We start from the raw sequence: 24,962 nt of genomic DNA on the forward strand, positions 1-24,962 counted from the left end.
GTCAGGGGCAGTTGACCCATTCATCGGTGCCATCGGTGAAGACCTGCCGCTTCCAGATGGGCAGGCGCGCCTTGACCTCGTCGACCAGCCGGGCGCAGGCCGCGAAGGCCGCCGCCCGGTGTGCGGTGCTCACCGCGGCGACCAGCGCCACGTCACCGATCGCCAGCGGGCCGACCCGGTGCGAGACCGCCACCGCGTAGACGTCGGGCTCCGCGGCGATCTCGGCGGCCACCTCGCGCAGCACCTGCGCGGCGCTCGGGTGCCCCTCGTACTCCAGGCTCGTGACCTGACGCCCATGGTCGTGGTCGCGGACCACGCCCTGGAAGGAGACCACGGCGCCGGCCCGACGGTCGGCGACCGCCGCCTCGTGGGTGGCGAGGTCGAGCGGCTGGTCGGTGACCTCGCCGAAAGTGATCGCCGGTGCGGTCATGAAACACGCTCCCCAGGAAGCAACGGCAGTGGCACGATGGGCACCCGGTCACCCGGCTCGCCGCTGGTGCCGGGCCTGATGACGGCGAACCCGTCCGCGCCGGCCAGGCCACGCAGCATCGCCGAACCGACGTGTCGCACCGGAGTCGCGGTGCCGGCGGCCCGATCCAGTCGGACCAGCGCCAGGTGGGTGTGGTCACCGCGACCAGGCACCGCCTCGGCCAGGGTGACCTGCGGCAACACCGGCATCGAGCGGCCCTGCAGACCGGCGAGCAGCGGCGCCACCAGCGACACCAGCGCGACGATGGCGGACTGCGGGTTGCCCGGCAGCCCCGCCACGAAGCGGATCCGCCCGTCGTGCCCGGCCAGCCGGGCCAGGAGCATCGGGAAACCCGGCCGGACCGCGACCGTGTTGACCACGTAGTCGGCGCCCAGCGCCTCCAGGGTCGGGTGCAGGTGGTCGACCGGGCCGTTCATCGTGCCCCCGGTGGTGCACACCAGGTCGGCGCCGGCCAACGCCGAGCGCAGGGCCGCCACGTGCGCGGGCAGCGTGTCGGCCACCGGGCCGACCACGTCGGACGGGCGGATCTGGCAGCCGTACCGCCGCAGCCACCCGGGCACCGCCGGGCCCAGCGCGTCCCGGACACGACCGGCTGCCGGCGGGCCGGCGGTCAGCAACTCGTCACCGAAGACGAGCAGCGCGGCGCGCGGCGCGCGCCGGACCCGCAGTGTGTCGTGCCCACAGGAGGCCGCCAGGCCGATCACCGCCGGGTCGACCGGCGTGCCGACCGGCAACAGCTCCTCATCGGCGTACGCCTCCTCGCCGGGTTGCCGCCACTCGGGCGTCTCCCGGGGAGTGCCGCGGACCAGACCGTCGACGGTCGTGGACTCCTCCACGCGCAGCACGGCGCTGGCACCCTCGGGCACCATGGCACCGGTAGCGATCTCGACGGTCGTGCCGTCCTCGGTGAGCGGCGCGGGAGTGCTGCCCGCCAGCACCCGGCCGACGACCCGCCACGGGCCGGTGCCGCGCACCGCCCAGCCGTCCACGCTGGAGGTCGGGAAGGCGGGCAGGTCGGTGCGGGTGGTCAACGGCTCAGCAAGGGTGGACCCGTCGATGTCGGCCAACGGTCGGGCGACGGCGGGCAGCGCGGCGGCCAGACCGACCGCGTAGACCCGCGACCGCGCTTCCTCCCAGCCGGCTGGAGGAGGTGCGACGACCCGATCCGCGGTGGGTGCGGTTTCCGTGCTCACCGACCGAGCCTATCGGCACGGACCGACACCCGTCGGGGCCTGGCGTGGACCGGTCGGTGGGCGCAGCCGCGAACCTCAGTGGTCGCCGCCGCGCAACTGGTCGACGGTGTGCCCGAGGATCGGCCCGAGCACGGCCAGGCCGTCCCGGGCGCCGCCGGTCGAGCCGGGCAGGTTGACCACGAGCATCCGACCAGCCACCCCGGCCAGACCCCGGGACAACACCGACGTGGGCACCCGGTCACGGCTGTGCGCACGGATCGCCTCGGCGATGCCCGGGATCTCGTAGTCGAGTAGACCCCGGGTCACATCCGGTGTGCGATCCGACGGGGTCACCCCGGTGCCACCACTGGTCACCACCACATCGACACCGTCGCCGCGGGCGGCCTGCAAGGCGGCACCAACCGGCTCCCCGTCGGGCACCACCACCGGCTCGTCGACCTCGCACCCCAGCTCGCGCAGGCCGGCGACGAGCAGTGGACCGCTGGTGTCGGCGTAGACACCAGCCGCGGCCCGGTTGGACGCGACGATCACCCGCGCCCGGATCACGGCCGGTCCTCCGGCCGGACCCACTCGCCGGTCTTGCCGCCCTCCTTGCGCAGCACCCGGACTGCCTCCACCGAGGCCGCCGGGTCGACCGCCTTGACCATGTCGATCAGAGCGAGGCCGGCGACGGCAACCGCCGTCAGCGCCTCCATCTCCACCCCCGTGCGGTCCGCCGTGCGGGCGGTGGCCGTGATCTCCACGGTGTCGGCGGTCAACTGCAGGTCGACAGTGACGCCGTGCAGGGCGATCGGGTGGCACAGCGGGATCAGATCGGGAGTGCGTTTCGCCCCCATGATCCCGGCCAGCCGACCGACCGCCAACGCGTCACCCTTGGGCAACCCGTCACGATGCAGCAGGTCGATGACCTCGGGCGTGGTCCGCAGACGGCCGGCCGCGACGGCGAGCCGGCCCGTCACCGCCTTGGCGGAGACATCGACCATGCGGGCCGCGCCAGCACGATCGACGTGGCTGAGCTGTGCGGGTTCGGTCACGGTCGTGAGCCTATCGGTGCGGTACGACGGCGTTCGGAAGGAGCGGCGTCGCGCTGACCGCCGCGCCGGGTGCTGACGGCGCACCGGTCGGACGCCGCTCCTCCCTCGCCGACCCGCCGCCGAGGTCGCTGGGGGGACCTGGCAGCGGGTACGTGTCGACGACCCGGTTCTGCCCAGGGGCAGAACCTCCCCCGTTCGTCGATACGGCCGAGAAGCTACCGGGTGTGGCGATAAGAAATCGATAAACGCTGTTCGGGCAGGTCAGCGCTCTGCGGCCGGGGTCGCGTCAGCCAACTCGGCGAGACGGCCTTCGACCTCGAAGCGCTCCGGAACGCCCATCCGCCGGAAGATCGCCAGCGCCCGCTCCCAGTGCCTCCGGGCCTCGACCGGGTCGACGCGGACGAAGTGTTCAGCAAGCCCGGCCAGAGCGCGTCCCTGCTCATACGGGTCAGAGACGCGTTCGGCAAGCTGCAAGCCCTGGCGGTGAGCCTCAAGGGATGCCGGCCCATCCCCGCTCGCCAACAGGGTCGCGCCAAGATCGTTAAGGGCGATGCACTGTGCATGCCGCTCGCCCGACTCAACGGCCAACTCGAAGGCATCCAGGTGCTGTCGTCTGGCAAGGTTCAGCTTGTTGAGTCCGCGATACGCGACTCCCAGGACGTTGCGGGCCTCGGCCTCGCCGTACCGGTGACCGGTGCGGCGGAACAATGACAGCGAGGAATTCAGCAACGCCGCGCTCTGCCTGTACTGCCCGAGGCGAACGCGCACCGCCGCGAGATGGCTCAGGGCATTTGCCAGGTGGTAGTAATCCTGATTGAGCCGTGCCTGGAACAGGTGCTGTCGGTGAATCTTGAGCGCCTCGTCCCATCGGCCCAGCAATGCCAGCGCGATACCCAGATTCGGCAGGGCCAACGGCACGCGTTTGTCGTAGAGGCGGCGCTCGGCCAGGCTCTGCCGTCCCATCGCGACAGCCAGCTCAAGGTCCCCGCTGAGCAGGTGGACGACGATCAGATTCGAACGAAGTCGGGCCAACTGCCGCCAGTCGCCAGACTCACGGCAGAGCGATATGGCCGCGCCGAGATGAGTTGACGCAAGACGGTGAGAGCCTGTCTTCACCAGGGCTGATGCGAGATAGTTGTGCATCGAGACGATGGCGGGTTGGTGTTGGAGCGCTATCGCCGAGGCGAGACCCGCGCGATGGATGGCAAGAATATCGTCGAAATGTCCCCGCACGTGAAGAAAGCGCCACAGGGCCCGGGCGAGCTTCCACACCTGGTGGTGGAGTCCGTGCTCCACACCGAGGCCCACCAACATGCCTAGATTCGTGCGCTCCCGCTCAAGCCAGTCAACCCCGGACACAGTCTCTGGGCCGATGAGGTCGGGACGCGGCGGCGGACCGGCACCGACCTCTTTACGGACGTCAACGGACTGGTGCAGCTCCGAGGCGGCCTGCAAAGTGGCGTGCAGAGCGAAGTCCAGTAGACGCGTCACGGCCGCCATCATGGCTTCGGGCGTCTCCGAAACCAGGCACTGTGCTCGCGAGTACTGCCGCAGGAGGTCATGAAGTCGGTACCGACCTCCCTCAACCTCGTCGACCAGGTGCAGGTCCATCAGATCATCGAGCAGCCTGGCGACGACATCGAGCGGAAGGTCGAGCAGGGCCGCGACCATCTCCACGCTGTGCTCACCGCGATGAAGACTCAACATCCGGAAGGCCCGTTGGGCGGGGACAGGCAAGGGCCCGTACGACGTGGCGAAGGCCCGTGCCAGCGTCCGGTCACCGACTTTGAGCCGATTCAACGCTGGAGAATCGGCCGTCAGGAGAGCCGCCAGATCCGCGACCTTGCGTGCGGGTCGATGGGCAAGACGTGACCCAGCGAGCCGGATCGCCAACGGGAGGTGCCCGCAGCGACGGACGACCTCTGCGGCCGCCGCCGGCTCCTGGCCGATTCGCTCGACGCCGGCAGTCTGCGCAAGCAGTTTCAGCCCTTCGTCGAGAGTCATCAGGGGCAACGACTCCGGTGGGCCGACGTCCAGGTCAGCCAATCGTCGACGAGAAGTCACCAGGACGACCGTGCCCGGCGACGCGGGCAGGAGAGGGAGGACCTGGTCACTGCCCCCCGCGTTGTCGAACACGACGACCGATCTCCGGCTTTCGAGTTCGCGGCGCCACAGCTCCGCCTTGGCGTCGAACTCGACCGGTATGCGCTCCGCCGGAACTCCCAACTGTCGGAGCAGTGTGACCAGTGCCGCCGACGGCCCGATTCGAGTCGTCTCGCTATCCCCGCACAGGTCGATGAACAAGCGTGCGTCCGGGTATCGCTTCGACAGACGGCGAGCTAGATGGATGGCCAGGGTCGTCTTTCCGCTGCCTGCCATGCCGTCGATCAGATGCACCGCCGAGATTCGATCCTCGACTCGGCGGGTCTCTGCCAGCAGCCGCGACACCACCTCCTCGCGACCAACGAAGTCGGTCACCGCTCGAGGAAGGTGATCAACAGGCGCACGCCGATGCCGTTCATCGGTCGGGGCGGGCGCGTCTGCAGCGAGCCAACGCGCTGAGGTCGGACGGGGTGAGACGCTGATCGCCGACTCGCCTGCTGAAGCCTCGGTGATGATCTTTGAGTGCAGGCCTTGGATGTCTGGTCCCGGTTCGACGCCCAACTCCTTGGTGAACGTCGTCCGAACCGCGTCATACACGACGAGAGCTCCTGCGTGATCGCCGCGCTCGTACAACGCCCGCATGAGGAGGGCATACGCCGGTTCCCGGAGGGGATGACGAACAATGACCTCCCGCAGCAGCGGTATCACCGAGTGGTTTCGCCCTGACCTCAGCTGGACGTCGGCGAGAAGCTCCACGGTCAACAGCCGTTCCTCTTCGGCGACGACGGTTCGGGAGGTGAGGACGGGCCCGAGCGTGACGCCGGCGAGCATCGGACCCCGCCACCGAGCCAATGCGCGCTCCAGCAGCTCGCGAGCACGGTCCAGACGGCCGGCCGTCAGCGCTTCCCGACCCGCGTTCCGTTCCAGCTCGAAGCAGAAGACGTCGACCCATTCCGGGTCCACAACGAGTCGATAGCCGTTGCCTTGGCGTTCGATGGCACCGTTACCGAGCGGGATGGACTCGAAGGCTCGGCGCAGATTGGCGGCGTAGGTTCGTACGTTCGCCACTGCGGAGCGTGGTGGGCCGTCTGGCCACAGCTCGTCGACCAGGTCGTTTACGGTCACCACTTGCCCGGGTCGGACGGCAAGCATCGCGAAGACAGCCTGCTGTTTAGGTGTCCCCAGGTGCAGCTTGCGACCGAGCAGGTGAACCGCAGGGCCGCCCAGAAGTTGAATCTCCACCCGTCCCCCTGCTCCAGCGGGGTATTCAGCCGATCACGCCACGAAGCTTACGGGCACGGACGTAACGCCGACGTCATCAAGCACCTGATGCGTACACTCCTGCAGTCGCGGACTGCGACGGGATCGACGAGTGCAATGCGAATGTTGCATAAACCATCCCTTTCCACTGGTCCACCGCCTGCCAGTCGCTCTTCGGCTGATCCCTGAGAACCCTGCGCGGCGAGGTTCTGCGCCCCCCGGTACTGGTTTCCGAAATGGATGAGGTCGATTCCGTCCGGGTCGAGTTGCAGACGGTAGCCATTCCGCTGCCGATTCAGAAGAGCCTTGCCCGATTCTGTGGATTCGAACGTACGTCGGAGGTTGGCAGCGTAGCCACGCACGTTTGGCACGGCCGAACGTGGGGGCGCCACTGGCCACAACTCGTCGGTCAGTTGGTCGACCGAGACGATCCGGCCGGCGTGGAGAGCCAGCATCGCAAGCACGGTCTGCTGCTTCAGCGTCCCGGGATGCAACTTGACGTTGGCAAGCCGCACCTCGTGCCCATCCAACACCTTGATCTCCAACGATCCCCCGATCCAGGATCTCTGTGTGGTCGAAGGATCATTCGGAAGAAAGGTTAGCGGCGACGGATTCGACGTCGAAGCCTTTAGCGTCAACCCCGGAACGGCGACATTACGGTCTGTAGCGCAAAATTCATCCCGCAGGACCTACGCTGAGCCGTACTCCGGATGAGGTCGATGAGTTTGCGAGTTCAGACTGGGGGATGAAGGCGGCAGGGACGCGGACCCAAGCGCCAGCTTCCGTCGATGACCCGCAACGTGCCACCTGCAGAATGAACAGCGCGACCGCGCTCCGCACAGGAGTCGTGGACACAACGTTACAAAACCCTCTATCTTGGCTTATGTTGCGCATACCGACATTTATTGCTGCTAACCGCATCGACTTCACCTTAGGCTCTCGCCACGAAATACCGCCCGGGACACAGCACGAAGTCCCGGGGTACGAGAGTGGAGGGAGCGTGCAATGCGCGGTAGCGACTGGCACTGACATTCCAGAGATACACAGCGGTAGGCTCCTGTCGTCAACATGTAACTGTCGGCAACGACAGGAGCCTCATGAGCCGGGTTTCATCCGAGGACACCACGAGCGCAGACCGGCGACTTTTGTTGCTCGTCGGCTTCATCGTCGTACTGGCTATCGGTCCGACGCTCATCGCCATCGCCGATCTACTGGCCCATCCGCCCGTCTCGGTGGGCGATGGGGCGACGATCGTCGCGCTGACGTGCATGACGGCCCTTGGCACGATCATCAAGGCGCCGATCCGCATTCGCTCGACCACGCACGCAATCACCTGGATCGAGGCGGCGATCGTGATCGGGCTCGCGGTGGCTCCGCCTGCCTGGGTGTTGCTGGCAACCGGGGTGGGCGTCGGTATCGCGTCAGCGATCATGAAGCTTCCCTCCATCAAGACCGCTTTCGGCGTCAGCAAGAACATCGTCGTCGCCGGTGGAGCGAGCGCCACCGCCCTGGCGGTCCACTGGCAATGGCCGCCCGTGGGGATGATGGACCTCATCGCCCTGTTGGGAGCCATCTACCTGGTCGCCGCACTCCTGGACGACCTGCTAGCCATCCCGGTGATCGCGCTGGCGACCGGCACCCGGATTTCCCGTCAGTTCCTCAACAACCTTGACCTCCGGCTCGCCGGTTTCGGCGTGCGCTTCGTCGTCGCCCTCTGCACGCTGTTCATCCTCTGGGCGGACCCCCGGCTGCTCCTCGCCGTTCCGCCCCTGGTCCTGAGCCTGCACCTGGCCTACTCCGCGCGCATCCGCGGCCGCACCGAGCAGCAGGCGTGGCAGCGGCTCGCCCGCACCACCGACGCGCTCAACGTGGTCGACCTCGACGCCGTCCTCACGACCGCCGTCACCCAGGCCGCCGAGCTGTTCTCCGCCGACGAGGTCGAGATCGAGCTGCACCTCGGCGGTCGCACCGTCCGCGGCGGCACCGGCGGCATCACCTTCGACGGCCCGACCGGCACGCCCACCGACGTGGACGGCACCATCGTCCCCACACCGCTGGAAGGACACGACCGCACCGTCGACATCGGCATACTTCGACTGCGTTTCCGCGGTCCGGTGCAACTCTCCGAGCGGGAGCAGTACACCCTGCGCACCTTCGCCTCCGCGCTCTGCACCGCCGTTCGTAACGCCCAGGCGTACGCCGAGCTGGCCAGGGTCGCCGACGAGCACGCGTACGCCGCCGCGCACGACGCGCTGACCGGCCTGGCCAACCGCCGGCACCTCCTCGACGAGGGCACCGAGCAGTTGAGCACCCGGCACGCCGACGGGGTGACCGCGCTGGTGCTGATCGACCTCAACCACTTCAAGGAGGTCAACGACACGCTGGGGCACGCCGCCGGCGACCAGGTGCTGGTGCAGGTCGCCGACCGGTTGCGCGGTGCGGCCCAGGCGAGTGACCTGGTGGCCCGCCTCGGCGGCGACGAGTTCGCCGTACTCCTGCGAGGTCTGCCGGCCCCGGCGGTCGCCGCGCACCGCGCCGAGACCCTGCTCACCGCCCTGCACGAGCCGTTCGAGCTGGACGGCATGCGGATCAGCGTCGAGGCCAGCGGCGGAATCTCCGTCGCCCCGTCCAGCGGTGGCATGGCCGAGCTGCTGCGCCGCGCCGACGTCGCCATGTACCAGGCCAAACGGGCCGGGCAGCGGATCGCCACGTACGCCCCGACCCGGGACACCGCCGACCTTGGCCGCCTCACCCTCGGTGGCGACCTGCCCCGGGCGGTCGCCGACCACGAATTCGTCGTCAACTTCCAACCGATCGTCGACCTGGGCACCGGCGAGGTCACCAGTGCCGAGGCGCTGGCCCGCTGGCACCACCCCACCCACGGCATGATCGACCCGCTGCGTTTCCTGGAGGCCGTGGAGCGTTCGGGCCTGCTGCCGGCCTTCGCCGAGGCGATCCTCGACCAGGCGCTGATCGCGGCGGCCAACTGGCGCGACGCCGGCTTCGACGTCCCCGTCGCGGTCAACGTGTCCCCGCGCAGCCTGCTCGACGCGCGGTTCCCGGGCTCGGTGCTGGCCCGCCTGCGCGCCCACGACCTGCCGCCGGACCGACTGGTGCTGGAGCTGACCGAGACGCTGACCCTCAGCCAGCTCGACGTCGTCGACCGGGTGCTCAGCCGGCTTCGCGACGAGGGTGTCCGGCTGGCGCTGGACGACTTCGGCACCGGCTACTCGTCACTCTCGCTACTCTCCCGCATCCCCGTGCACGAGCTGAAGATCGACCGGAGCTTCGTGACGACGATGGAGAGCTCGGCGGAGGCCGCCGCCGTCATCCGCTCCACCCTCGACCTGGGCCGCAGCCTCAACCTGGACGTCGTAGCCGAGGGCGTGGAGAGCGAACCGCAGCGGCGGGCCCTGTGGGAGTTGGGCTGCGTCGCCGGCCAGGGCCACCTGTTCGCCCGGCCGATGCCGGCCGGCACCCTGCTCGCGGCGATGCAGCGCGGTTCGGGCGGCCGACCCGGCACCCTGGCCGCGCCACTGCACGACGCCGGCGCCGTGATCCGGCTGAGCCAGAACCGCCGCCAGGCCGGCCGTTCCCGCCCCGACCGCCTCCCGCACCTGCCCGCCTGACCCAGCATCGGCCAGGTGCCGACGCAGGCCGGTCTGCCAGACTGGCGCCGTGATCGCCGACGACCCGACCGCCCGCCGCCGTCGCTGGCACTGGCGAACGCTCGACGCCGCTGGCGGCGGACTCGCCCTCGACCTGGGCCTCTACGCCGCCTCGGCCGCCTTCGCCGCGATCACCGCGGTCACGTCGACCCTGCTGCCGCACCGGGCGTGGGGCGCCGTCGCCGCCGTCGGATACCTGGTCGCGACGCTGGTGGCGCTCGTCCAACTCCTGCTGCGTCGGCGCTCCCCAACCTCACCCCTGGTCGGGCTGCCGGCCCGCTGGGCGGTCACCGGTCTCGCCTGGGCGGGCACCGCACTGCTGCCCCTGCTCTGGCAGAGCATCGACCGGGCCGGCGGACGCACCGACCGGGCCCAGGAGGAGGTGCTGGTCGTGGAACAGGCCGGCACCCGCCTCCTGGAGCACGGCACGCCGTACCTCGGGCCCGACGCGATAGCCGCCCTGCCACCCGGCGAACAACTCATGGGCTACACCCCGTACCAGCCCGGCATGGCGATGTTCGGCCTGCCCAGAGCCCTGGCCGACACCTGGTGGACCGACTCCCGGGTCTGGTTCGCGGTGGGCACCGCACTCGCGCTCGCCCTGGCCGTGGCCGCCCTGCGCAGAACACCGATCGCCACCGACCAGGTCGACACCCGCCACCGCCGGGACGCCGCGTTGCTGCGCGGCGTGCAGGCCGCCACCGTACTGCCGATCTGCGCACTCACCCTCGCCACCGGCGGCGACGACCTACCCGTACTCGCGCTCTGCCTGCTGGCCCTCGCACTCGCCGCCACCGACCGACCCGGCCGGGCCGGCCTCGCCGTCGGGCTGGCCGGCGCACTGAAGCTGTTCGCCTGGCCGGTCGCCCTGGTTTTGATCGTCTGGGGTCTGACCCGGCGCGCCGGCACCCGGGTCGCTGCCGGCGCGATCGGCCTGCCCGTCGCCGCCCTCCTGCCCGCCATGCTGGTCGACCGGGACGCGCTGACCGAGAACGTGCTGCGCTTCCCCCTCGGCCACGGCCTGGTCACCAGCCCCGCACAGTCCCCTTTCCCCGGCTACCTGATCGCCACCGCACTGCCCGCCGGCCGGCTTATCGCCGCCGCACTGCTGGTCGCGGCGGGAGTGGCCATCGCCGTCCGACTCGCCCGCCGCCCGCCCCGCACCGCCGTCGCCGCCGCGCTCATCTGCGGGTACGGGCTGCTCGTCGCCATCGCCCTGATGCCCTCGACCCGCTTCGGCTACCTGCTCTACCCGCTCGCCCTGCTCACCTGGGCACCTGCCCTGCACCGCCCCGTCGACACACCGCCGACCCCGGTCCCCGACCACCTGCCCGGTCGGGCCACTTCCGCGTAACTGGCGGGCGGAACGACTCCTCAGGGCGTAGACCTGAAGACATGACGACGTACCGCGACCGGGCCGACGCCGGCCGGGTGCTCTCCGACCGGCTCACCGCGCTCATCGGCGAACCCGACGTCGTCGTCCTCGGCCTCGTCCGCGGCGGCGTGCCCGTCGCCCGGGTCGTCGCCGAACGACTCGGCGCACCACTGGACGTGCTGGTCGTCCGCAAGCTCGGCATGCCGTGGGCCCGGGAGGTCGCCTTCGGCGCGCTCGGGCCGGGAGGCGTCCAGGTGCTCAACGACGCGGTCGCCAGCCGACTCAGCAGCGACGACATCGCCGAGGTCAGCCGTCGAGAACAGGCCGAACTCGAACGCCGGGAACGCCTCTACCGGGGCGGTCGCGCACAGTTGGACCTCACCGGGCGCACCGCGGTGATCGTCGACGACGGCCTGGCCACCGGCGCGACCGCCCGCGCCGCCGTGGAGGTCGTCCGCCAACTCGGGGCACACCGCGTCGTGGTCGCGGTCCCGGTCGGCGCGCAGGAAGCCTACGAACTACTCGCCGCCGAGGCCGACCAGGTCATCTGCGCCCAACGCCCAGCGGATTTCGGCGCGGTGAGCGTCTACTACGACGACTTCCACGAGGTGTCCGACGAGGAAGTCACCGAGGCGCTCACAGCAACTGCCTAGGTCCACCAGGTACCGTCGGGCGATGAGTAGTCTCACCTGTCCCAAGTGTCACGGAGAAATGCGCCAATACGAGCGCAGCGGTGTCGTCATCGACCAGTGCGGGGAATGCCGAGGCATCTTCCTGGACCGCGGCGAGCTGGAGAAGCTGTTCGAGGCGGAGGCCAACTGGAGCCGCCAACAGAGCGCCGGTGCGCCGCCGCAGCCTGCCCAGCAGCCGGCCGGCTACCCGCCCCCGCCGCCCCCGCCCGGTTACGGTGCCGTCCCGCCGCCCCCGCCCGCCCACGGCTATCCGCCGCAGCCGGCGTACGGCCACCAGCAGCAACAGCACCACGGCTACCACGGGCACTACCGGCAGAAGAAGCGCAAGGGCTTCCTCGACGACATGTTCGGCTGAGCCCAGAGCCGACATTCCGCCCGGGTCGATCGACGTGTCGGCCCGGGCACACCGCCCACCCCATCGATGGTTGGCGGGGCGCGATCGTCCATGCCAGGGTGATTCGCATGACCGTGATCCGACCGGACGAGGCGCTGGCCCAGGCGTACGACGGGATCACCGCTGCCGTCGACGGCCTGGACGACGCCGGCCTGCAACGAGCCACCCGCTGCCAGGGTTGGCTCATCGCCGACCTGCTGCTGCACGTGCTCGGCGACGCCCAACGGGCACTGGTCGCACTGGCCAGCCCCGTCGACGGCCCCGCCGACGTCGACGACGTGAGCTACTGGCGCGACTTTCCCGGCGGTGACGACAACGCCACCCGGCACGCCTGGTGGGTCCGCCGATCGGCCGCCGCCTTCGACCGTCCCACCGGGATCGTCCGGCTCTGGCAGGAGACCGCCCCGGCGGCGGTCCGCGCCGCCGCGTCAGCCGACCCCGAGGGGTACGTGACCACGCAGGGGCACGTGCTGCGCGTACCGGATTTCCTCGCGACCCTGACCACCGAGGCCGTCGTGCATCACCTGGACCTGACCGTGGACCTGCCCGGCGCGCCCCCGCCCAGCCCACTGGCGGTACGAGTCGCGGTGGCGACCATGGACGGTCTGCTCAGTGACGACACCGTCCGCCCCACCGCCTGGGACGACCACGACTTCCTGCTGAAGGCCACCGGGCGCGTGCCCCTCACCGAACGGGACCGGCTGGAGTTGGGCGAGTCGGCGGGCTGGTTTCCACTGCTCGGCTGACCGACGGCGGGTCGTCGCACCGGTCAGCCGATGGCCATGTCCACGAAACGGGACAGGTGCAGCTGCGCTGCCACCGTCACGGTGTCGGTTGGTCCATTTCGATGCTTGGCAACAATGAAATCCGCCTCGCCCGCTCGCGGCGACTCCTTGTCGTAGTAGTCGTCACGGTGCAAAAGGATTACAACGTCAGCATCCTGTTCAATTGATCCACTTTCCCGCAAATCAGACAACTGCGGTCGCTTGTCCGTGCGCTGCTCGGGGCCACGGTTCAGCTGACTGACCGCGATGACCGGGCACTCGACCTCCTTGGCCAACAGCTTCAGGCCACGGGACAGGTCCGCGACCTCCTGCTGGCGGCTCTCGGTGCGCTTCGGCGACGTCATCAGCTGGAGATAGTCGACCACGATCATCTTGAGGTCGTGCCGCTGCTTGAGCCGTCGAGCCTTGGCGCGGATCTCCATCAGGTTCATGCTCGGCGTGTCGTCGACGAAGAGCGGCGCCTCGCTGATCTCGCCCATGCATCGGGCCAGCTTGGTCCAGTCGTCGTCGGAGAGCTGCCCGCTGCGCAACACGTGCAGCGGCACCCGCGCCTCGGCGGAGAGCAGTCGCATGACGATCTCGACCTTGCTCATTTCCAGCGAGAAGATCGCGGCGGCCTGGTTGGCGCGAATCGCGGCATGCCGGGCAAAGTCCATGCTGGCCGTGCTGTTGTGGGTAGGGATCATCGCCCGGCTGGCCAGGTACAGGTGTTCGTCGTTGTCGACGGTCACACACCGCACCGGAACGCTGGGGACCGGCCGGACGTCGACGACGAACCGCGAGGTCGTTCGCACGTCGGAGGTGGTGCGGCGGCGTGCGGCGTGTGCATCCCGCTTGCGCCCGAGCCGGAATATGACGTCCGGCGTGGAGAAGTTCAACGTGTACGCGATCGACGACTCGCTGGTGCGGCCGCGCACCGGCTTCGCGTTGACCGTGCAGCGGTAGCCGAGGCTGACGATGAGTTCGCGCACGTCATCAGCCAGCCGCTTCGAGGTCGACGTGTACTGGAGGTTGCCGGAGGGCGCGACAGTCCCATCGGTGTCCATCAGCCCAGCGAGCAACGCCCTGCGCTGGTCCTCCGAGGCGCGCAGATAGACGCCCGGGATGTGCTTGTTCCCCGCTACCCCGACCTGACGCAACAGCCCGAGGAAGGAACCGTTCCGGTGACGGCAGTCGGCACACTTCCTGGTCGCTGGATTCTCACGCAACGCCCTGGTGGAAACACCACAGTCCACGCAGAAACCGTTCTGAGGAGCAGCGGACGTGGGCTGCAGCAGAATGGTGTAGACCATCGGCCCGCTGGGCCGCACAACGAAGCCGTCAGCCTCGACGTGCGTGACCATCTCCGGATCTGCCGTGGTGAAGCGGCTGGCGTCGCTGTGCCCGTCACCGAGCCACGCCCCCAAGGTGTAGGGCGGGACCAGCAGCTCACGGTCCGGGAGTTGGATGGGAGCGCAGTTCCGTACGGCATGGTTGAGCCGCCGCTGGGCGGTGTCAGTACGCAGCGTAGCGGCGATCTCGGCAGTGGTGACGACGCCGTCGTGGTCGGCCCGGCTGCCGGCATTGACCTCCCGCTCGGCTCGTTCGAGGAGCGCGCTCAGAAGCGGCCCGGCCGGATAGCCGGGCGCAGTCCAGTTCTGCGGCTTGCCGTTGCGGACGGTGGGACGGCTGATCCGGCCAACCGACCCGACCTCGTGGGCGACGGTGTGCAGGACATGCCGGAACTCCGGCCCCACCTGCTCAATCGTGTCGAAGAGCGTGATCGGCTGATTCCGTTGGGCGCTCAGCCGCTCGTGTGCCGCACGTACGTTGGCGAGTGACGACTCGGGCCAGTGTCGCCTTCGCCGCGCCGGCCCCTGCCGCCGACCAGCCCGGCTGGTGGTCTTCCACAGGTGCTCCGCGTCGGCCACGATGACCGTGCCGTCGGAGAACTCCACCTCGTAGCAGGGGCGGTCGTGCATGACGTCGAAGGCGTGTGTGACCGTGGTGGGTCTGCCGTCTGCCGCCAGAAGTTGATCGCCCGCCTTGACCTCGCCCATCGTGGTCCAGCCGTCAGGCGTGGGTAGCGGGGTGTCAAGCGCGAGCGCCTTCCCGAGACCCGGCCTGCCTGCCACGATGATCAATTGGCCGGCGTGCAGGCCGTTGAGCAGTCGATCCAGGTCGCTGAAGCCGGTCGGCACGCCGGTCATCATGCCGCCGGTCGCCCCCACCGCCTCGATCTCGTCCAGCGTGGGCTGCAACATGTCGGCCAGGATCGCGAAGTCCTCGCTGACCCGGCGTTCGGTGACGTCGTAGACGGCCTGCTGGGCGAGGTCCACGACGTCGTCCACGTCGCGGCTGCCGCCGCTGGCGGTGCCGTAGCCCAACTGCACGATCTTGGTGCCGGCCTCGACCAGACGGCGCAGCACCGCCCGTTCGCTGACGATCCGCGCGTAGTAGGCCGCGTTCGCGGCGGTGGGCACGCTGGCGATGAGGGTGTGCAGGTAGGGCGCGCCACCGATGCGGACGAGATCGCCGGAGTCGGCGAGCGCCGCCGCGACGGTGATCGAGTCGGCCGGCTCACCCCGGCCGTAGATGTCCAGGATGATGTCGAAGATGGTGGCGTGCACCGGCCGGTAGAAGTCGTTGGTCTTGAGGATCTCGACGACGTCGGCGATGGCGTCCTTGGAGAGCAGCATGCCGCCGAGGACGCACTGCTCGGCGGCAACGTCCTGGGGCGGAGTCTTGTCGAAATGGCCGTCCCGCGGCGCAGGTGGCTGGCCTCCGCCGGAGCGTGACTCTGCCCGCATGTCGTCGGTGACCGACACGGGTCCCCCCTCCACTGCGCCGGATCTGATTCCAGCTCTACCGCTGGGGTGCGACACTTCCGTCCGACCGGGCCGGTCGATCGGGGGCCATCGCGCCGGCGGTCGAGGGCCAACCATACGGACCCCGAGGTCAGAGACTCAACAACGCCGGTGGACGAGCCTTGGGACAACCTGTGGATGCCGGGGGACAGCATGTGCGCGGCGTGTGCACAGCCTGTGGAAAACTGTTGGGGAATTCTTCGCCATAACTCGTTGACCTGCGGAAACATGCTCCCCAGCCTGTGGAGGAAGATATTTCGGTCGGGCCTGTGACACGATCGTCCCGTACTATCTCCAGCGAACGGCTACACCTGGACAGCGGATTCCGCTTTCGGTTCAGAAGGGTCACACTCCGGCCGTGAGTTACCGGGACTGGGGACGCGGGGATGGCAGCCCGCGCGAGCGCCAGCCGACCGCCTCGTGGGGCGAACGCGCGGCGTCCGTTCCGGTCGATCCGTACGACGAGGATGGGCGATACCGCACCTCCAGTCGGCGGCGTGCACTGGACCGGGGCCAGGACGAGCCCGTCGACGCCTACCTGCCCCGGTGGGCGTTGGAGTCGGGTGTCCGGCACGCTGACGGCGGCGGGCGTCACGCTGCACCGGACGAGGACGAACGCGAGCGGCCCACCTCCGCTGCCGGCCGACGCTCGGCCGAGGCGCCGAGCGGCCGAGGTCGGCGCAGCGAGGCGGGTTGGCGCGAACAGGCGGCGATCGGTGCCGGCCCGGACTCCGACCACACTCGGGAGTGGACGCTCGACCGCCCGCAGGACCAGGGGTACGCCGGCCGTCGACGCGCCGACGCCGGGGAGGACGAGCCGGTCTCCGGTGCGATCCAGGACCGTCGCCCCCGCCGCGCCCCCGCCGGCCGTCCTCAGGTGATCTGGTCGGGCGGGGATCTGGAGTCCGCCCCGAGCGAGCCCGCCCCTGAACCGGACGTGAGCCGCCCCACCCGGCGTAGCCGCCGTGCGGCGGAGGATTCCTGGTCCCGTCCGGCGGCCGACCCGTGGGTGCGCGGGTCCGACCGGGTGGCTGAGCCCGAGCCGTCGTACCCGCCCGCTGTGGATCCCTGGGATGCCTCGGGCGTGCACGCGTGGCCGCCGGCCGCCGGGGCGGACGTCACGGATCTGAGCGGGCAGTGGTCGGCTGTGGAGAGCGTCGGTGGCTGGCAGCGGTCCGACCGCACCGGCCAGTGGGAGCGGTCCGCGATCGAGGACGACCAGTGGGACCGTACGCTGCCGCCGCGCTCGGACCGGTCCGTGGCCGCGGAGGGTTGGCCGGCACGGGACGACGGGTTCTGGCCCGGCACGCGGCTGGCCGATGACGACCCCCGGTGGATGGATCCGGCGACGTCGGCGCCCAGGTCCCCGGTGGTGGGTTACACCGCTCCGCGACCGCGCAGTGCGCCGGTGCCGCGTGGCGGAGCACCACGGCGTCGGCCGGACCGGCCTGCGGTCGGGGCGGCGTCGGTGCGTCAGCGGGTCGAGTCGGCGGCCAGCGGTGCCTTCTCGCGGCGCCTGGAGGACGATCTGCTCGACCCGGATCCGGGCGGGCCCTTCCGGCCATTGCTGTTCACTGCGGCCTGTTACCTGGTGCCGGCGATGCTGATCTTCGTTTGGTTGTTGACGTTGGACAGCCAGGCGCCGGCTGGTTGTGTGACGGACATCAGCGGGGGTGGCTGCGAATCGGCCCGGTCGCGCGCGTTGGAGTCGCTGCTCGCGGGCTCGCCGCGCTTCGGTCTGGCGCTGGTGAGCAGTCTGGTGGTGGCAGCGCTGCTGCGTCGGGTGGGTACGACGTGGCGCTCGGCGACCATCGCGCTCGCCGCGGCGGTGGTGGGCGGCGGCCTCTCCACGGTGTTGATCAGCGCGGTGACCGGCCAGCCGATCGGGTGACCTGCCCTGCGAGGGAGGGCGGCACCAACCGGGCGTCCGCCTGACCTGCCCGGCAGGTCAGGGGGCACCGACCGGGGCCTCGTCGGGCTCAGATGACGTACGCACGAAGGCCCGCACCGATCGCTCGGTGCGGGCCTTCGTGGTGGTGTTGCGGACGTCAGCCCTGAACGACGTTCAGGTTGAACGACGCGGTCACCTCGGGGTGCAGCTTGATCTTCACCGGGTAGGTGCCGGTCGACTTGATGTGACCGGGCACCTCCAGCCGACGCCGGTCGAGGACCGGGCCGCTGGCCGCCTTGACGGCGTCGACGATCTCGGCCGGAGTGACCGAGCCGAAGAGCCGTCCGCCGTCGCCGGCGCGGACCTTCATGTTGACCTTGAGACCCTCGAGCTGAGCCTTGACCTCGTTGGCGTGGTCGAGGTCGCGGATCTCGCGGGCCCCACGGGCCCGCTTGATGACCGTGACCTGCTTTTCCGCGCCCTTGGTCCAGGCGATCGCGAAGCCCTGCGGCAGCAGGTAGTTACGGCCGAAGCCGTCCTTAACCTCGACGATGTCGCCCGGGGCACCGAGGCCGGACACTTCCTGAGTCAGGATGATCTTCATATCGGTGCCTCCTCTCAGCGGGTGGTGGCCGTGTACGGCAGGAGCGCCATCTCACGGGCGTTCTTGACCGCACGGGCGATCTGCCGCTGCTGCTGCGAGGTCACGCCGGTCACCCGACGAGCGCGGATCTTGCCGCGATCGGAGATGAACTTGCGCAGCAGCGCGGTGTCCTTGTAATCGATGTAGGCGATCCCGTCCTTGTCGAGCGGGTTCACCTTCTTCTTGGGCTTGCGCAGTGCCGCAGCCTTGGCCGTTGCACGTGCTCCTGGTTTGCGATCGCGAGCGCTAGGCGCCGATTAGAACGGTGGCTCCTCGTCAAAATTGGTGCCCGAACCGGCACGCGCGGGAGAGGGAGAGGGAGCAGCCGAAGCCCAGGGGTCGTCGAAGTTGCCTCCGCCGCCACCCTGGTTGCCACCGCCACCGCCGCCACCGAAGCCGCCGCCACCGCCGCCGGAGCGGGACATCTTCTGCACCTTCGCCGTGGCGTAGCGCAGCGACGGGCCGATCTCGTCGACCTCAAGCTCGATGACAGTGCGCTTCTCACCCTCGCGGGTCTCGTACGACCGCTGACGCAGCCGGCCCGACACGATCACCCGAGCGCCGCGCTGCAGCGACTCGGCGACGTGCTCGGCGGCCTGCCGCCAGACGGTGCATGCGAGGAACAGCGGCTCGCCGTCCTTCCATTCGTTCGACGCCTTGTCCATGAAACGGGGCGTCGAAGCGACTCGGAACTTGGCGACCGCAGCCCCGGAGGGGGTGAACCGCAACTCGGGGTCATCGGTCAGATTGCCGATGACCGTGATGGTGGTGTCTCCTGCCATGACCATCTCCTCGCGCACTCAGCGTCTCGTCGTACAGGCTCGCAGAGCCGTACGACAGAGTCGCGGAGGCTGATCCGGACGAACCGGGGTTGGATGCTCTAGCGCATTTCCGGTCGGATGACCTTGGTGCGCAGCACGGACTCGTTGAGCCGGAGCTGACGGTCCAGCTCGGCCACCGCAGCAGGCGTGGCCTGCAGGTCGATGACGGCGTAGATGCCTTCGGCCTTTTTGTTGATCTCGTACGCGAGGCGCCGGCGGCCCCACACGTCGGTCTTCTCAACCGAGCCACCCGCGGTCCGAATCACGTTCAGGTACGTGTCGAGCGACGGTGCGACGGTGCGCTCCTCGAGGCTGGAGTCGAGGATGACCATTAGTTCGTAGTGACGCAAGACGTGCTCACCTCCTGTGGGCTAAGCGGCCACGGTCCTTCCGTGGCAGGAGGTCTTGTGTCGCTGCCCGCACATGCCAGGGGAACCCGACCGGACGCGGACAACCTGACCAGGATACCCGGTCCGAACGATCATGCCCGGGGTGGTCGGGTCAGCGCCCGGACAGACCGACGGGGGCCCCCATTCGACCGTCATCCGGCCGATGGTGGACCCCCGTCTACGAGGCCGCGGGGCGTCTGGTCCGCATTCCTTGGGTGGGACCTGGGGAGGAACGACCACACCGATGAGGTTGGACCGAAGACGCCCCGCGGAGCTTTATCGTGTTGTTACCTGACGATACAACGGCACTCGTACCTTGTCGGAGGAAAAAGCACAAATTGCCGAGATTCTTCATCGGTGGGCGATCGCTGTGCGAAGGGTCCCCTCCGCCACGCCGGGCCGCACGGCGGAGGTGACCTCGCTGTCGGCCGTCGACCTCCGGTCGCCATCTGCGGGCTTGCGTCGCTGGCGGCACCGGGTGCTGGTCGCCGGTTCAATTCCATCAACGATCGTCGGTCCGTCCGGTGACGCGACCGCACGCGACACCGCCCCGGCCGTCACCCCGCCAGTCGGGGTCGCGACGTAGGCTCGCTCGCATGCGTATCGGAGCCCACGTCGATTCGACCGACCCGCTGGCGGAGGCGGCCGCCCGGTCCGCCGACACCGTGCAGTTCTTCCTCGCCGACCCACAGGGATGGAAGGCACCCAAGCCCCGGGAGGACGCCGAGCAGCTGCGCACGGCCGAGGTTGACCTGTACGTGCACGCGCCGTACGTCATCAACGTGGCCACCCTCAACAACCGCATCCGGATTCCCAGCCGAAAGCTGCTGCTCGGGCACGCCAACGCGGCCACCGCCATCGGCGCCAAAGGCCTGATCGTCCACGGTGGACACGTCAACGCCGGGGACGATCTGGCCGTCGGCTTCGACAACTGGCGCAAGACCTTCGCGTACGCGGCCGACTCCGGCGGCTTCGGCGTGCCGGTCCTGATCGAGAACACGGCCGGCGGCGACAACGCGTGCGCCCGGCGACTCGACGCGCTCGCCCGACTCTGGGACGCCATCGGCGACTACGAGGTCGGCTTCTGCCTGGACACCTGCCACGCGTACGCGGGCGGCGAGGATCTGCTCGGCCTCGTCGACCGGGTCAAGGCGATCACCGGAAGGATCGACCTGGTGCACGCCAACAACTCCAAGGGCGCGTTCAATTCGGGCCAGGACCGCCACGACAACCTGGGCGGGGGCACGATCGACCCGGAGCTGGTCGTCGCGGTGATCCGGGCCGCCGGGGCCCCGGTGGTCGTCGAGACACCGGGCGGCGTGGAGGGCCAGACAGCGGACATCGGTTTCCTCCGCCAGCAGCTCGGGACGGCGAGCCCGGCAGCATGACGACCGGACAGCCCGGGACCGGGAAGGCCCGGCCCACCCCCACCGGCACGGACGCCGAGACCCGATCCGCCTCCGCCTCGGGCACCCCGGCCCAGCCGGCTCGCACCTCCGACGCCTCCGGCAAGGCTTCCGCGCCGACCGCCGAGACCACCGCGCCGAGCGCGGGGGCCGTCGCCGACCAGCCGCGGTCGAGCGACGGCGGCACGACCGGAGCCACCACGAGCGGCGACCCGCAGCCCTCGAAGGGTGGCGGCGCCAAGGAGGAAACCGCCGGGGACGCCGCCACCGGTGAGGGCGACGGCCGGAAGGGCAGCGCGGCCACGGGCGGCACCGAGGGTGGCACCGCAACCAGCGACGGCAGCGCCAAGGACGGCACCGCCAAGGACGGCAGCCCGGCCAAGGACGGCACCGCCAAGGCCGACAGCACGACCAAGGACGGCGATACCGCCAAGGCCGACAGCACCGCCAAGGCCGACAGCACGACCAACGCGGGCAAAGACGGCGCCCCGGCCAAGGACGGCACGGACGGCGGCTCGGAAGACGTCCCGGTCAAGGGCACAGGAGCGGGCAAGGGCAGGTGGTGGAGTAGGGGCAGGCGAGCGGGCAGGACCGGCGGCCAGGCAAAGCCCGACGGTGACACCAAGACCGATGAGGCCAAGCCGGACGACCCCGATCGTTGGGAGGCGTTCGCCTCCGCTCCGGAGCCGCGGCCTTCCATCGTCACCCGGGCGGGCGGAGCCGTCGGCCGGTTCCTGATCCACGAGTGGACCCTGGCCACCCTCGGCGCGTTGGCACTGGCTGTGCTGATGACGTGGCCGACGTTGCGCTATCCCCGCTACACGCTCCCGCAGGACTACTGGGACCCGAGCCTGCAGGCCTGGCAGATGGCCTGGTCCGGGCACATCCTGCTGGCTGAACCGGCGCGCCTGTGGCAGTCCAACACGTTCTTCCCCGAGCTGTGGAGTTTCGCGTTCTCCGACACCCTGCTCGGGTACGCCCCCGCCGGGATGCTCGGCAGCGGCCCCGAGGACGCTGTGCTGCGCTACAACATCATGTTCGTGCTGGCGCACGCGCTCGCCACGCTCGGGGCGTACGCGCTGGCCCGGCAGCTCGGGGCTGGCCGAATCGGCGCCGCCGTCGCCGGCGTCAGTTACGCGTACGCGCCGTGGCTGCTGGCCCAGGCCGGGCACCTGCACGTGCTCTCCAACGGCGGGATTCCGTTGGCGCTGGCGATGTTGGCCCGCGGGCACGGCTGGTCACTGCGGCACGGTTACCGGCCCGAGCGCCGACACGACGGATGGGTCTACGCCGGTTGGCTGGTGGCGGCCTGGCAGCTCAGCCTCGGTTTCGGTATCGGGTTGCCGTTCGCGTACTTCCTGGCCTGCGCGGTGATCGTCACCGCCGTCCTCTACTACGCGCGGCGGCTGCGCACCGGCCAGGCCGCGCCCTTCGGTCGCCGGTTGTTCCTCGCGGACCTGCTCGGCGGGTTGTTCTTCGCCGGTGTGGGTCTGCTGATGGCGTTCCCGTTCTTCAAGGTGACCGAGCTGCACCCGTACGCCGAGCGGACCATCGACGACATCAGCATCTTCTCGCCGCCGGCGTCGGGTTTCGTGACGGCACCGGCTGAGTCGCGGATCTGGGGTGGGTTGCACGAGGGGGCACGCGCGGCGCTGCCGTGGCACCCGGAGATGACCCTGCTGCCCGGGTTCGTGCTCTACGCGCTGGCCGCGGGTGGGCTGTTCTTCTCGGTCTGGCGGCTGCGGCACCGACTGCTGCTGCTCGCCGGAGTGCTGGGGACGATGGCCTTCGCGATGGGCACCCGTTTCTTCGACGGCACCTTCACCTACGTGCCGCTCTTCGAGCACCTGCCGGGCTGGAACGGACTGCGTACCCCCGGTCGGTTGATGTTGTGGACCACGCTACTGCTGGGTCTGCTCGCGGCGGGCGCGGTCACCGCGCTCACCGACCGGGTCCGTGAGTTGACCGCGCAGCGGATCCCGTCGTGGCCGGGGCCGTGGCTGCGGACGGCCACCCTGCTGCCGCTGCTGCTGGTCGCCGTCGAGGGCCTGAACACCACGCCGCATCCGGTGGTGCCGACCCAGCCGGCAGCGATGCGTTCCGCCGAGGGGCCGCTGCTGGTGCTGCCGAGCAACCAGAGCCTGGACCAGCACGTGATGCTGTGGTCGACGAGCGGTTTCCCCGACGTGGTCAATGGCGGCAGCGGCTTCACTCCGCGCCAGCTCGACGACGTCCGTCGGGTGAGCCAGTCGTTCCCCGACCAGACCAGCGTCGACTACCTGCGCACGCTCGGGGTCCGCTCCGTGGTTTTGCTGCGCGGGCAGGTGGTGGGCACTCCGTGGGAGATCACCATCGACGCGCCGGTGGAATCGCTGGGCATCAGCCGACAGGAGATCGACGGAGCCGTGGTCTACCGACTCTGAACCGCCGGGTCAGGCGGCGGCCCGACCGCGTGGCCGCCGCCCGCAAGCGCTGCCAGCGGTCCCGCCATGACACATCCTGTGCGCCGTCGAGGACACCACCGTCTGGGTCGTCCGGATAGGTCGCCCGGACCGCATCCCGCTCGGGGTGCAGGATCTCCTGGACGACCAGCACGCAGAGCACCACCACGGTGGCCAGCCGGAACGTCGAGGCCAGCACGAACACCCCCTCCGGAAAGACCGGACGGCTGGTCGCCGCCCCGAGCAGCTCTCCGTAGAAGGCGACGAAGTAGCAGACCTCGGCGATCTGCCAGGCCAGGAAGGCACCCCACTTGGGTCGGGCCAGCACCACCAGCGGCAGCAGCCACAGCACGAACTGCTGAGACCAGACCTTGCTGAAGATGAGGAACGCGGCGACCACCAGGAAGGCGACCTGCGCCAGCCGCGGGCGACGCGGTGCCCGCAGCGTCAGCGCGGCCACACCGAGACAGGCCAACCCGAACAGCGCATACGAGATGGTGTTGAGGGCGGGGATGTTGGCGTTCAGCCACTCGAACGGCCCGAGTTGGCCGGGGTCGTTGCCGACCTTGCCGTCCAGGTAGCGGCCGATGTACCAGAGCGTGCCCCAGTCGATGGGCCGGGTGGTGTTCAGCTCGAAGAACCGGTCCCAGTTCTCCGGGTATGCCCGGGCGGTCGGCAGGTTCACCAGCACCAAAGCCGCGATCGCCGTGCCGGTGGTGATGAGCGCGGCGCGGATCCGGGCGGCCCGCAGCGCCAGGACGAGGAGCGGCCCGAGCAGGAACAGCGGCCACAGCTTCGCCGCACCGGCGAGCCCCAGCAGCACGCCGGCCACGGCTGGTCGTTTCCGAGCCCAGGCCAGCAGACCGAAGGCGGCCAGCCCGATGGCGAGCAGGTCCCAGTTGACGGTGGCCGTGAGCAGCAGCGCCGGGGCCAGCGCGAACAACGCGGCGTCCCAGGGTCGTCGGCGGCGCAGGGCCAGGATCACCGCCACGGTGGCCACCGCGAGGGCGCCCAGCACCAACGCGTTGAGGTTGTAGAACCACTGGGCCTGGTTGATGCTCGGGTCGTCCTCGCCGATCGCGTGCACCGGCAGGCCCAGCGCCCCCATGAAGTAGCCGGTCAGCACCGGGTACTCGACCGGGTGGTCACGGTAGGGCACCTTGCCCTCGTTGAGCCCTTCGGCGTAGTAGAGGGCGAGGACGTCGGTGTAGCAGAACCGGGTGTACTGGACGTTGTTCTGCCAGGCGCCGTCCTGGCAGGGGGACTTCTGCACCCAGTGCAGCGCGAGCGTGAGACACGCCAGCGCCAGCACGATCCGGACCGCGGTCCAGAAGCGACGTTCCTGGCCTGCCGGCCGGTCCAGTGCGGTCGCGTGGTCGCCCAGCGGGCCGCCGATCGCGCTGGACATGCCGCGGACGAACCCGTCGGAGCGGGACGGGTGGTCGGTGGTACCGGCGTCGTCGATGCCGGGCGTCGACTGGGTGCTCATGAAGAGGCATCCTGCCGTACGACGGGGGTGTCCGTCCCGTCC

At 69.9% G+C, this 24,962-nt stretch carries 20 protein-coding genes; 8 read left to right on the forward strand and 12 right to left on the reverse strand.

All coding sequences use genetic code 11. From position 1 onward, the window contains the following. Position 1 precedes the first annotated feature (1 nt). The 6 genes from AC3CF1_RS19295 to AC3CF1_RS19320 form a co-directional block, all read right to left on the reverse strand. The gene (locus tag AC3CF1_RS19295) at positions 2-430 is read right to left on the reverse strand and encodes a molybdenum cofactor biosynthesis protein MoaE (protein ID WP_088950761.1); all 429 of its coding nucleotides are present in this window, start codon (positions 428-430) and stop codon (positions 2-4) included. After that, on the reverse strand, positions 427-1,683 hold the full coding sequence (locus AC3CF1_RS19300) for a molybdopterin molybdotransferase MoeA (protein WP_088950762.1): 1,257 nt from the start codon (positions 1,681-1,683) through the stop codon (positions 427-429). Before AC3CF1_RS19300 ends, AC3CF1_RS19295 begins: the two co-directional genes overlap by 4 nt. Before the next feature lie 75 nt (positions 1,684-1,758). After that, the gene (locus AC3CF1_RS19305; RefSeq protein WP_488450976.1) at positions 1,759-2,229 is read right to left on the reverse strand and encodes a MogA/MoaB family molybdenum cofactor biosynthesis protein; all 471 of its coding nucleotides are present in this window, start codon (positions 2,227-2,229) and stop codon (positions 1,759-1,761) included. Further along, positions 2,226-2,717 carry a cyclic pyranopterin monophosphate synthase MoaC gene (gene moaC, locus AC3CF1_RS19310; RefSeq protein WP_141911911.1) on the reverse strand — a complete coding sequence of 164 codons (492 nt, stop codon included), beginning with the start codon at positions 2,715-2,717 and terminating at the stop codon, positions 2,226-2,228. Before moaC ends, AC3CF1_RS19305 begins: the two co-directional genes overlap by 4 nt. A gap of 261 nt (positions 2,718-2,978) precedes the next feature. Further along, the gene (locus AC3CF1_RS19315; RefSeq protein WP_488450977.1) at positions 2,979-6,062 is read right to left on the reverse strand and encodes an AfsR/SARP family transcriptional regulator; all 3,084 of its coding nucleotides are present in this window, start codon (positions 6,060-6,062) and stop codon (positions 2,979-2,981) included. A gap of 47 nt (positions 6,063-6,109) precedes the next feature. Beyond that, a complete protein-coding gene (locus AC3CF1_RS19320) occupies positions 6,110-6,625 on the reverse strand; it encodes an AfsR/SARP family transcriptional regulator (RefSeq protein WP_488450978.1) in 516 nt (171 codons plus the stop codon). A 552-nt stretch (positions 6,626-7,177) separates the two neighbouring features. Between AC3CF1_RS19320 and AC3CF1_RS19325 the strand changes: the two genes are divergently transcribed. From AC3CF1_RS19325 to AC3CF1_RS19345, 5 genes are all read left to right on the forward strand, one after another. Beyond that, positions 7,178-9,709 (forward strand): putative bifunctional diguanylate cyclase/phosphodiesterase, encoded by a 2,532-nt coding sequence (locus AC3CF1_RS19325; RefSeq protein WP_488450979.1) that lies wholly within the window; start codon positions 7,178-7,180, stop codon positions 9,707-9,709. Between the two features lie 49 nt (positions 9,710-9,758). Continuing rightward, on the forward strand, positions 9,759-11,102 hold the full coding sequence (locus AC3CF1_RS19330) for a glycosyltransferase family 87 protein (protein ID WP_354983249.1): 1,344 nt from the start codon (positions 9,759-9,761) through the stop codon (positions 11,100-11,102). Between the two features lie 41 nt (positions 11,103-11,143). Then, complete coding sequence (locus AC3CF1_RS19335; protein ID WP_141911918.1) at positions 11,144-11,776, forward strand: phosphoribosyltransferase; 633 nt, start codon at positions 11,144-11,146, stop codon at positions 11,774-11,776. 22 nt (positions 11,777-11,798) lie between these two features. Continuing rightward, a complete protein-coding gene (locus AC3CF1_RS19340) occupies positions 11,799-12,170 on the forward strand; it encodes a TFIIB-type zinc ribbon-containing protein (protein ID WP_088950768.1) in 372 nt (123 codons plus the stop codon). Positions 12,171-12,277: 107 nt separating this feature from the next. Further along, a complete protein-coding gene (locus AC3CF1_RS19345) occupies positions 12,278-12,955 on the forward strand; it encodes a maleylpyruvate isomerase N-terminal domain-containing protein (protein WP_355160325.1) in 678 nt (225 codons plus the stop codon). A gap of 23 nt (positions 12,956-12,978) precedes the next feature. On the opposite strand, the gene dnaB is transcribed toward AC3CF1_RS19345, so the two are convergent. Further along, positions 12,979-15,801 (reverse strand): replicative DNA helicase, encoded by a 2,823-nt coding sequence (dnaB, locus tag AC3CF1_RS19350; protein ID WP_488450980.1) that lies wholly within the window; start codon positions 15,799-15,801, stop codon positions 12,979-12,981. Positions 15,802-16,198: 397 nt separating this feature from the next. Between dnaB and AC3CF1_RS19355 the strand changes: the two genes are divergently transcribed. Further along, positions 16,199-17,731, forward strand: coding sequence for a hypothetical protein (locus tag AC3CF1_RS19355; protein ID WP_488450981.1), 1,533 nt, complete (start codon positions 16,199-16,201; stop codon positions 17,729-17,731). Between the two features lie 157 nt (positions 17,732-17,888). Here the strand turns inward: AC3CF1_RS19355 and rplI are convergent, their stop codons facing one another. From rplI to rpsF, 4 genes are all read right to left on the reverse strand, one after another. Next, positions 17,889-18,335: a 50S ribosomal protein L9 gene (rplI, locus tag AC3CF1_RS19360; RefSeq protein ID WP_088950772.1), complete on the reverse strand. Its 447-nt coding sequence runs from the start codon at positions 18,333-18,335 to the stop codon at positions 17,889-17,891. Positions 18,336-18,349: 14 nt separating this feature from the next. After that, entirely contained in the window at positions 18,350-18,571 is a 222-nt protein-coding gene (gene rpsR / locus AC3CF1_RS19365; protein WP_030487688.1) for a 30S ribosomal protein S18, read from the reverse strand. A gap of 60 nt (positions 18,572-18,631) precedes the next feature. Next, positions 18,632-19,174: a single-stranded DNA-binding protein gene (locus AC3CF1_RS19370; RefSeq protein WP_172862133.1), complete on the reverse strand. Its 543-nt coding sequence runs from the start codon at positions 19,172-19,174 to the stop codon at positions 18,632-18,634. An 80-nt stretch (positions 19,175-19,254) separates the two neighbouring features. Beyond that, positions 19,255-19,545: a 30S ribosomal protein S6 gene (gene rpsF, locus AC3CF1_RS19375; RefSeq protein WP_036391391.1), complete on the reverse strand. Its 291-nt coding sequence runs from the start codon at positions 19,543-19,545 to the stop codon at positions 19,255-19,257. 635 nt (positions 19,546-20,180) lie between these two features. On the opposite strand from rpsF, the gene AC3CF1_RS19380 reads away from it, so the two are divergent. Both AC3CF1_RS19380 and AC3CF1_RS19385 read left to right on the forward strand, forming a co-directional pair. After that, entirely contained in the window at positions 20,181-20,972 is a 792-nt protein-coding gene (locus tag AC3CF1_RS19380; RefSeq protein WP_099849454.1) for a deoxyribonuclease IV, read from the forward strand. After that, positions 20,969-23,413, forward strand: coding sequence for a hypothetical protein (locus AC3CF1_RS19385; protein ID WP_488450982.1), 2,445 nt, complete (start codon positions 20,969-20,971; stop codon positions 23,411-23,413). Before AC3CF1_RS19380 ends, AC3CF1_RS19385 begins: the two co-directional genes overlap by 4 nt. Here the strand turns inward: AC3CF1_RS19385 and AC3CF1_RS19390 are convergent. Continuing rightward, on the reverse strand, positions 23,370-24,920 hold the full coding sequence (locus tag AC3CF1_RS19390) for a glycosyltransferase family 87 protein (RefSeq protein WP_354983243.1): 1,551 nt from the start codon (positions 24,918-24,920) through the stop codon (positions 23,370-23,372). The two genes, AC3CF1_RS19385 and AC3CF1_RS19390, sit on opposite strands and share 44 nt — an antisense overlap. Positions 24,921-24,962: the final 42 nt, after the last annotated feature.

It is taken from the genome of Micromonospora sp. MGP-C2, assembly GCF_057766525.1.